The sequence below is a fragment of the Azotobacter bryophylli genome, assembly GCF_042643485.1.
In the GTDB taxonomy this organism is placed as follows: domain Bacteria; phylum Pseudomonadota; class Gammaproteobacteria; order Pseudomonadales; family Pseudomonadaceae; genus Azotobacter; species Azotobacter bryophylli.
In genome coordinates, this window is record NZ_JBHRSJ010000022.1 from 173,224 (window position 1) to 182,973 (window position 9,750).

At 67.7% G+C, this 9,750-nt stretch carries 8 protein-coding genes; all 8 read left to right on the forward strand.

The window, feature by feature from the left end:
* Positions 1 to 601 (forward strand): hypothetical protein (locus tag ACFOJE_RS12245; RefSeq protein ID WP_377814635.1); only part of this gene is annotated, 601 nt, incomplete at its 5' end.
* 144 nt (positions 602 to 745) lie between these two features.
* Positions 746 to 1,504, forward strand: a complete 759-nt coding sequence (locus tag ACFOJE_RS12250; RefSeq protein ID WP_377814636.1) for an enoyl-CoA hydratase/isomerase family protein — start codon at positions 746 to 748, stop codon at positions 1,502 to 1,504.
* Between the two features lie 211 nt (positions 1,505 to 1,715).
* Positions 1,716 to 2,156, forward strand: coding sequence for a CopD family copper resistance protein (locus tag ACFOJE_RS12255; RefSeq protein WP_377814637.1), 441 nt, complete (start codon positions 1,716 to 1,718; stop codon positions 2,154 to 2,156).
* Between the two features lie 270 nt (positions 2,157 to 2,426).
* The gene (gene nosR, locus ACFOJE_RS12260) at positions 2,427 to 4,595 is read left to right on the forward strand and encodes a transcriptional regulator NosR (protein ID WP_377814638.1); all 2,169 of its coding nucleotides are present in this window, start codon (positions 2,427 to 2,429) and stop codon (positions 4,593 to 4,595) included.
* A gap of 64 nt (positions 4,596 to 4,659) precedes the next feature.
* Complete coding sequence (nosZ, locus tag ACFOJE_RS12265; protein WP_377814639.1) at positions 4,660 to 6,624, forward strand: TAT-dependent nitrous-oxide reductase; 1,965 nt, start codon at positions 4,660 to 4,662, stop codon at positions 6,622 to 6,624.
* Between the two features lie 71 nt (positions 6,625 to 6,695).
* The gene (locus tag ACFOJE_RS12270) at positions 6,696 to 7,982 is read left to right on the forward strand and encodes a nitrous oxide reductase family maturation protein NosD (protein ID WP_377814640.1); all 1,287 of its coding nucleotides are present in this window, start codon (positions 6,696 to 6,698) and stop codon (positions 7,980 to 7,982) included.
* Positions 7,979 to 8,905 (forward strand): ABC transporter ATP-binding protein, encoded by a 927-nt coding sequence (locus tag ACFOJE_RS12275; protein ID WP_377814641.1) that lies wholly within the window; start codon positions 7,979 to 7,981, stop codon positions 8,903 to 8,905. Before ACFOJE_RS12270 ends, ACFOJE_RS12275 begins: the two co-directional genes overlap by 4 nt.
* On the forward strand, positions 8,902 to 9,732 hold the full coding sequence (locus ACFOJE_RS12280) for an ABC transporter permease (protein ID WP_377814642.1): 831 nt from the start codon (positions 8,902 to 8,904) through the stop codon (positions 9,730 to 9,732). Before ACFOJE_RS12275 ends, ACFOJE_RS12280 begins: the two co-directional genes overlap by 4 nt.
* The last annotated feature ends 18 nt before the right edge of the window (positions 9,733 to 9,750 follow it).

Sequence of the window (9,750 nt, forward strand, 5' to 3'; positions counted from 1 at the left end):
CCAGCTGCGCGACCGCTTCGCCCCCGGGCGGCCGCTCTGGCTCAGCGCGACCGCCGACGCTCCCTGCGGCGGCACTCCCCGGGCCGCCACCTTCCTCGACACCTTCCGCTACCTCGACCAGCTTGGACACCTGGCCCGCGAGGGCGTGCAGGTGGTCATGCACGACGGGCTGATCGGCGGCGATTCCGGTCTGCTGGAGGAGGGGACGCTGACGCCCAGGCCTGACTACTGGGGCGCCTTGCTCTGGCGTCGGCTGATGGGCGGCACCGTGCTCGATCCGGGCACGCCGCGCCAGCCGGGGCTGCTGCTCTATGCCCACTGCCTGCGCGACGCGCCGGGCGGCGTCGCCATCCTGGCCATCAACACCGACCGCGAGCGGGGCCGGACCCTGGGCCTGCCCGTCGCGGCCGAGCGCTACAGCCTGGCGGCGGACGCGCCGGAGAGCCGCAGCGTCCGGCTGAACGGCAAGCCGCTGGCGCTGGTCGACGGGGCGCTGCCGGCGATCGGAGGCGCCGCCGCGCCGGCCGGCTACCTTCTGCTCGAACCGGCGAGCATCACCTTTCTCGCCGTGCCCGAGGCGGGCAACGGCGCCTGCCGCTAGCTGCGTGATCGGAAGCGCGGTCAGCCCGTGACAGCGTCCGCGCCGGGCGCGACAATCTCGCCCGTAGCGGGCGAGCCGGGCCTTCGGGCGTATCGGCCGCCGATCCATGGCCGGGAGCGACCGGCCCAGAGCAGGAGCGAGCATATGAGCGGGAGCATTCCCTCACTGGAGATCGACGGCGTACTGGCGACCGTGCGCCTTGAGCGTCCGGAGCAGGCCAACCGCCTGGAAGAGGCGGACCTGACGGCGCTGCTGGCGTGTTTCGAGCGCATCGAGGCCGATCCGCGGATACGGGTCGTGCTGTTGCGCTCGACCGGCAAGTATTTCTGCGCCGGCTACAACCTCGGCGATCTCGAAGTCGGGGGCGACGCCTCGAGCTTCGAGCGGGTGGCCGATGCCCTGGAGAACCTGCGGCCGCTGACCATCGCCGAGGTCCAGGGCGGCGTCTACGGCGGGGCGTCGGATCTGCTCTTGGCCTGCGATTTCCGCCTCGGCGGCCCGGCCGCCGAGGTACTGATGCCGGCCGCGCGCTTCGGCCTGCACCTGTATGGCGGGCTGCTCGAACGCTATGTCTCGCGCCTGGGCCTGAACGCCGCCAAGCGGCTGATCTTCGGCTGCGAGAAGCTCAAGGCCGGCGAGATGCTGGAGCTGGGCCTGCTGACCCATCTCTACGACAGCGCGGAACAGCTGGAGGACCGGGTCGCGGCACTGGCCGGCCATCTGGCTTCGCTGGCGCCGCTGGCCGCGACCGGCATGAAGCGTCACCTGAACCGTATCGCCCGCGGCGCGCTGGATCGCGAAGTGCTGCAAGCGGACATCCGCCGCTGCGCGACCTCGGCCGACCTGCGCGAGGGCCTGCAGGCCCAGCGGGAGAAGCGCCTGCCGGTGTTCCGGGGAGAGTGATCCGGCTGCTGCCTTGCCTGTCGGGCCTGCGAACGGCAGGGAGGGCGGCCGGCACCGCTTCCGGTAGGCGCGAATTCATTCGCGGTGCTCCCGCTTCGGCTGCCCAGCGCGGCTGAATCCGCTCCTGCTGCCCCTGCCGGCGCCTGCGAGTGTCCTTGCAGGCGAGCGGCGCCGGGATGATGCTGTGACGAAAGTCCCCGGAGCCTGCCCCATGAGTTATTTCCTGCTGCACGTCCTGCATCTGCTGGGCGCCATCTGCTTCATCGGCACCCTGTTCTTCGAACTCGTCATCCTGACCAGGATCGAGCGCTCGCTCGGCACGGCCGCGCGGGCGGAGCTCAGGCAGGCCGCCGGCCCGGCGTCGCGAGCGGTGCTGCACTGGCTGGTGCTGGTGGTCTATGGCGCCGGTCTCGGTCTGGCCTGGCATCACCGCCAGGCGCTCGCCGCGCCCTTCGCCAGCAGTTTCGGCACGCTGCTGACGCTGAAGATCCTCCTGGCCCTCGGGGTGTTCGCCAGTTACGGCCTGCTGGCCGTGCTGCTGCGCCGCGGCCGCATGACGCCGGCCCGCTACCGGGCACTGCACTGGCTAATCTTCGCCCAGATGATCGGCATCGTCCTGCTGGCCAAGGGGATGTTCTATCTCCACTGGTAGGGCGCCGTGGCCGACTTCCGGGCGGGAACCGTCCCGGAAGTGGCAACCTGACTATCCTCGACTAGTCTTCTGATATCGCCTGGAAACGCAACGCTCTTTCCCTCCCGCTTCGATTGCCGGATGTGCAAGGCCTGCCCCGGAAAGGGCTGCGTCCCGCTCGCGCCCGTGTCCGGCAGGTACCCGCAGCGCGCGTGGCGAGGCGAATGGCCGACGAACAATAAGAACGTTGCCACCAATATCCAGCCAGCAGTCGGATAGATCGGGGAAGCAATGAACACCGAGCATGTCTTGATCAGTCGATTCCTTCGTTGCGTGAGGTTCCTGTCGCTGCCGGTCCTGCTGCTCGCCGCCTGCCTGGGCGTGCAGGCGCAGGACTACAACGGACTGGAGCGGCAGCGGATCGAGCAGGTATTCCCCAACGCCGATGCGGTCTCCGCGCCCGAGGGCAAGTACCAGGTCAGCACCATTTCCGCCGGCGGCAAGGTGCTCGGCTACGCCTACCAGAGCATCAACGTGGTGAACATCCCGGCCTACTCCGGCAAGCCGATCAACATGCACGTGATCCTCGACCCGCAGGGCGTGATCCGCGACGCCTACGTGCTCGAGCACCACGAGCCGATCCTGCTGGCCGGCATCCCGGTGGAGAGACTTCACGAGTTCGACGCCAAGTACCGGGGCATCCGGGTCGACCAGCGCGTCGTGGTCGGCCACTCCGGCGACAAGAACGCGGTGACGGTGGATGCGGTGGCCGGCGCCACGGTGACCGCCATGGTGGTCAACGAGATCATCATGCGTTCGGCCCACGAGGTGGCTGTCTCCCTGGGCCTGGTCAAGGCCACCAGCGAGACGGCGCAGAAGCCGGCGACGGTGCGCGAGGACGTCTATTCGCCGGCCACCTGGGCCGAGCTGACCGGCAACGGCGCCATCCGCCGGCTGCACCTGACCAACGGCCAGGTCAGCCAGGCCTTCAAGGGCACCGAGGCCGAGGGCGTCGACGAGCCGGCAGCGGACGAAGTCGACGACACCTTCATCGACCTCTACGCCGCCGACCTGAATCCGCCGACCATCGGCCGCAACCTGCTGGGCGACAATCAGTACAACGCCCTGATGAAATCGCTCAAGCCCGGCGAGCAGGCCATCGCGGTGCTGGGCAACGGCTACTCGTTCAAGGGCTCGGGCTACGTGCGCGGGGGCATCTTCGATCGGCTGCAGCTGCGTCAGTTCGGCGACGTCATCAGCTTCCGCGACATGGACTTCCAGCGCCTGTCCGACGTCTACGCCGAGGGCATGCCCGAGTTCGACGAGATGGCCATCTTCATCGTCCGGGCCACCCACCACTTCGACCCCGGCTCGCCCTGGGACCTCGAACTGCTGGTACGCCGCCAGACCGGCCCGGTGCAGAGCATCTTCACCAGCTTCCAGATGAGCTATCAGCTGCCGGAGGCCTATTTCCAGCGGCCGCAGCCGACCGCCGAGGAGCTGGAGGCGGCCAAGGAGGCGCAGCGCCCGACATGGGTCAACATCTGGTACCAGAAGAGCTTCCAGATCGGCGTGATCGTCGTGGCCCTGGGCCTGCTGACGACGATCCTGTTCTTCCAGGATGCCTTCACCCGCCACCCCACCTTCCTGCACTGGCTGCGCCGCGGCTACCTGCTGTTCACCCTGGTGTTCATCGGCTGGTACTCCCTGGGCCAGCTATCGGTGGTCAACGTGCTGACCTTCGCCCATGCCTTGTTCGAGGATTTCCGCTGGGAGCTGTTCCTGAGTGACCCGGTGCTGTTCATCCTCTGGACCTTCACCGCCGCCAGCATCCTGCTCTGGGGCCGCGGGGTGTTCTGCGGCTGGCTGTGCCCCTTCGGCGCCCTGCAGGAGCTGATCAACGAGACGGCGCGCAGGCTGAGGATCCGCCAGTTCGAGCTGCCCTTCGCGCTGCACGAGCGGCTGTGGGCGGTGAAGTACATCATCCTGCTGGGCTTGTTCGGCATTTCCCTGGAGTCCATGGCCGTGGCCGAGCGGGCCGCCGAGGTGGAGCCGTTCAAGACCGCCATCACCCTGCACTTCGACCGCCAGTGGTGGTTCGTGCTCTACGCCGCGGTCCTGCTGGTGATCAACATCTTCACCCGCAAGGTCTTCTGCCGTTACCTCTGCCCGCTGGGCGCGGCGCTGGCGATCCCCTCCAAATTCCGCCTCTTCGACTGGCTGAAGCGGCGCAAGGAGTGCGGCAACCCCTGCCAGATATGCGCCAAGGAATGCGAGATCCAGGCGATCCACCCGGACGGGCGCATCAATCCCAACGAGTGCCACTACTGCCTGGACTGCCAGATGACCTACCACAACGAGAACAAGTGCCCGCCCCTGATCCTCCAGCGCAAGCGTCGGGGACCGGGCAAGAAGCCACCTGTCTCGCCTGACCTGATCCCCGTGGAAATTCTGGATTGAGCGGAAGCCACGGCCGACCCCCTGGGGCCGTTTGATGACCCTGTCGATGCGAAGGAGCAGAACCATGAGCGACAAAGAGTCGAACGAAAAGAAGAACGACCAGCAAGCGGATGAGGCGGGCGGCCTGAGCCGGCGCGGCTTCCTCGGGGTGACGGCGCTCGGGGCCGGACTGGTCGGCGCCTCGGTCATCGGCGGCGCGGCGATGACCCGCGAGGCCTGGGCCGAAGCGGCCAAGGAGGCCCGGGAATCGAAGAGCAAGCACAAGGACTCGGTGGACAAGACCCATGTCGCGCCGGGCGAGCTGGACGACTACTACGGTTTCTGGAGCGGCGGCCACCAGGGTGAGGTGCGGGTGATGGGCATCCCGTCGATGCGCGAGATCATGCGCATCCCGGTGTTCAACGTGGACTCCGCCACCGGCTGGGGCCTGACCAACGAAAGCCGCCGCATCCTCGGCGACAGCGCCCGGTACCGGAACGGCGACTGCCACCACCCGCACATCTCGATGACCAACGGCAAGTACGACGGCAAGTACCTGTTCATCAACGACAAGGCCAACAGCCGCGTGGCGCGCATCCGCCTGGACATCATGAAGTGCGACAAGATCACCACGGTGCCGAACGTCCAGGCCATCCACGGCCTCCGCCTGCAGAAGGTGCCGAACACCAAGTACGTGTTCGCCAATGCCGAGTTCATCATCCCGCACCCCAACGACGGCAAGGTCTTCGACCTGCAGAACCCGAACAGCTACACCATGTACAACGCCATCGACGCCGAGAGCATGGAAGTGGCCTGGCAGGTGATCGTCGACGGCAACCTCGACAACACCGACATGGACTACACCGGCAAATACTGCGCCTCCACCTGCTACAACTCGGAGAAGGCCACCGACCTCGGCGGTTCCATGCGCAACGAGCGCGACTGGGTGGTGATCTTCAACGTCCCGCGCATCGAGGAGGAGGTCAAGGCCGGCCGCTTCGTAACCCTGGGCGACTCCAAGGTGCCGGTGGTCGACGGGCGCAAGAAGGACGGCAAGGACAGCCGCGTGACCCGCTACATCCCGGTGCCGAAGAACCCGCACGGCTGCAACACCTCGTCGGACGGCAAGTACTTCATCGCCAACGGCAAGCTGTCGCCGACCTGCTCGATGATCGCCATCGACAAGCTCGACGACCTGTTCGACGACAAGCTCAACGACCCGCGCGACGTGGTGGTCGGCGAGCCGGAGCTGGGCCTCGGTCCGCTGCACACCACCTTCGACGGTCGTGGCAACGCCTACACCACGCTGTTCATCGACAGCCAGGTGGTCAAGTGGAACATGGAAGAAGCCCGCCGTGCCTACCAGGGCGAGAAGGTCAATTACATCAAGCAGAAGCTCGACGTGCACTTCCAGCCGGGCCACAACCACGCCTCGCTCACCGAGACCTCGGAGGCCGACGGCCAGTGGCTGGTGGTGCTGAGCAAATTCTCCAAGGACCGCTACCTGCAGACCGGTCCGCTGCACCCGGAGAACGACCAGCTGATCGACATCTCCGGCGACGAGATGAAGCTGGTGCACGACGGCCCGGCCTTCGCCGAGCCGCACGACTGCATCCTGTGCCGCCGCGACCAGATCCAGACCAAGAAGCTCTGGGACCGCAACGACCCCTACTTCGCGGAAACCGTGGAGCGGGCGAAGAAGGACGGCATCACCCTGGAGACCGACAACAAGGTCATCCGCGACGGCAACAAGGTGCGGGTGTACATGACCTCGTCGGCGCCGGCCTACGGCATCAACGAGTTCACGGTCAAGCAGGGCGACGAAGTCACGGTGACCATCACCAACATCGACCAGATCGAGGATGTCTCCCACGGCTTCGTCCTGGTCAACCACGGCGTGAGCATGGAGATCAGCCCGCAGCAGACCTCGTCGATCACCTTCGTCGCCGACAAGCCCGGGATGTGGTGGTACTACTGCAGCTGGTTCTGCCATGCGCTGCACATGGAGATGAACGGGCGCATGCTGGTCGAGCCGACGGCGACGGCCTGAGCCGCCGCTCCGGGCCGGCGCTCGCGCGCGGCCCGGAGTCCTTTCCTGCCCGACGCCGAAGGTATCGACCCGTGCGCAGACATCCGGCCCTGCTGGGGCTTCTCCTTTTCGCCGGTGCTGCCCAGGCGGTTGCGCAGGCCATCACCAATCTGCCCTTGCAGGCCGAGGGCGAGAACCGCTGGCGGCTGCCGGCCGGCGAGTACGCCGGGCAGTTCCGCATCGACCAGCCGCTGCAGCTGCGTTGCGAACCGGGCGCCGTGATCGACGCCCAGGGGCAGGGCAACGCCCTGACCATCGCCGCGCCCGAGGTGACGGTGGAAGGCTGCGACCTGCGCAACTGGGGGCGCGACCTGACCGCGATGAACGCCGCCGTGTTCCTCGAGGGCAAGGCCACCGGGGCGGTCGTCAAGGACAACCGCATGCGCGGGCCGGGGTTCGGCATCTGGGTCGACCGCACCCGCAACGTCAGCCTGACCGGCAACGACATCGAAGGCGACCCGAGCATCCGCTCGCAGGACCGCGGCAACGGCATCCACCTGTTCGCCGTGAGCGGCGCCCGGGTGATCGGCAACCGGGCCCGCTACACCCGCGACGGCATCTACATCGACACCTCCAACGGCAACCACCTGGAAGGCAACACCCTGGAAGACCTGCGCTACGGCCTGCACTACATGTTCGCCAACAACAGCCAGGTGATCGGCAACCTCACCCGGCGCACCCGTACCGGCTACGCGCTGATGCAGAGCCGCAACCTGACGGTGATCGGCAACCGCTCCGAGCAGGACGAGAACTACGGCATCCTGATGAACTACATCACCTACTCGACCATCACCGACAACTTCGTCAGCGACGTGCGCAACGGTTCGACCGGCGGCGACAGCATGATCTCCGGCGCCGAGGGCAAGGCCCTGTTCATCTACAACTCGCTGTTCAACACCATCGAGCGCAACCACTTCGCCAACAGCGCGCTGGGCATCCACCTCACCGCCGGCTCGGAGGACAACCGCATCGCCGGCAACGCCTTCGTCGGCAACCAGCAGCAGGTCAAGTACGTCGCCACCCGCACCCAGGAGTGGTCGGTCGACGGCCGCGGCAATTACTGGAGCGACTACCTGGGCTGGGACCGCAACGACGACGGCCTGGGCGACGTGCCTTACGAGCCCAACGACAATGTCGACCGCCTGCTGTGGACCTACCCGCAGGTCCGGCTGCTGATGAACAGCCCGGGCATCGAGCTGCTGCGCTGGGTGCAGCGCGTCTTCCCGGTGATCAAGTCGCCGGGGGTGCAGGACAGCCACCCGCTGATGGCGCTGCCCGGCGAACCGCCGATGGCGCCGCCCCAGGAGCCCACGTCATGAACGCCGTCGACATGCGCGGCATCAACCAGCGCTACGGCAGCATGACCGTGCTGCACGATCTGGACTTGACGCTGGAAGAGGGCGAGGTGCTGGGGCTGTTCGGCCACAACGGCGCCGGCAAGACCACCAGCATGAAGCTGATCCTCGGCCTGCTCGCGCCCAGCGAGGGCGAAGTGCGGGTGCTCGGCCGGGCGCCGAACGACCCGGACGTGCGCCGCCAGCTCGGCTACCTGCCGGAGAACGTCACCTTCTACCCGCAGCTCAGCGGCCGCGAGACCCTGCGCCATTTCGCCCGCCTTAAGGGCGCGCCGCCGAAGCAGGTGGACGAGCTGCTGGAGCAGGTGGGGCTGGCCCACGCCGCCGAGCGGCGGGTGAAGACCTACTCCAAGGGCATGCGCCAGCGCCTCGGCCTGGCCCAGGCGCTGCTCGGCGAACCGCGTCTGCTGCTGCTGGACGAGCCGACCGTGGGGCTCGATCCCATCGCCACCGGCGATCTGTACGAACTGGTCGACCGCCTGCGCCAGCGCGGCACCAGCATCATCCTCTGCTCCCACGTGCTGCCGGGCGTCGAGGCCCATATCAACCGCGCCGCCATTCTCGCCCGCGGCCGTCTGCAGGCGGTGGGCAGCCTGGCCAGCCTGCGCCGCGAGGCCGGCCTGCCGGCGCGCATCCGCGCCAGCGGGGTGAGCCAGAGCGAACGCTGGCAGCGGCGCTGGAGCCAGGCCGGTCACCCGACCCGGCTGCTCGGCGCCTCCAGCCTCGAGGTGGTGGCGGTCGACGGCTGCAAGCTGATGCTGCTGCGCGAACTGCTGGGGGAAGGGGAGCCGGAGGACATCGAGATCCAGCAGCCCTCGCTGGAGGATCTCTATCGCTTCTACATGGAACGCGCCGGCGACGTGCGCGCCGAGGAGGGCAGGGCATGAACCCGATCTGGCACATCGCGCGCAAGGAACTGAGCGACGGCCTGCGCAACCGCTGGCTGCTGGCCATTAGCGTGCTGTTCGCCCTGCTGGCGGTCGGCATCGCCTGGTTCGGCGCCGCCGCTTCCGGCCAGCTGGGCTTCACCTCGATCCCGGCGACCATCGCCAGCCTGGCCAGCCTGGCCACCTTCCTGATGCCGCTGATTGCCTTGCTGCTGGCCTACGATGCCATCGTCGGCGAGGACGAGGGCGGCACCCTGATGCTGCTGCTGACCTATCCGCTGGGCCGCGGGCAGATCCTCCTGGGCAAGTTCCTCGGCCACGGCCTGATCCTGGCCCTGGCCACCCTGATCGGCTTCGGCGGCGCGATGCTGGCCATCGCCGTGCTGGTGAAGGACATCCAGCTGGGCCTGCTGCTCTGGGCCTTCGGCCGCTTCATGCTGTCCTCGACCCTGCTCGGCTGGGTGTTCCTGGCGCTGGCCTACGTGCTCAGCAGCAAGGCCGGGGAGAAGTCCACCGCCGCCGGGCTGGCCCTGGGGGTGTGGTTCCTCTTCGTGCTGGTCTTCGACCTGGCGCTGCTGGCGCTGCTGGTGCTCAGCGAAGGACGGCTCAGCCCGGAGCTGCTGCCCTGGCTGCTGCTGCTCAACCCGACCGATGTGTACCGGCTGATCAACCTCTCCGGCTTCGAGGGCGGCGGCAGCGCCATGGGCGTGCTGTCGCTGGGTAGCGACCTGCCGCTGCCCTGCGCCGCGCTCTGGCTGTGCCTGCTGCTCTGGGCCGGCGCTTCGCTGCTGCTGGCCTACCGGGTATTCAAGCGCCGTTCGGTGTGACTCACCACAGGAAACCTC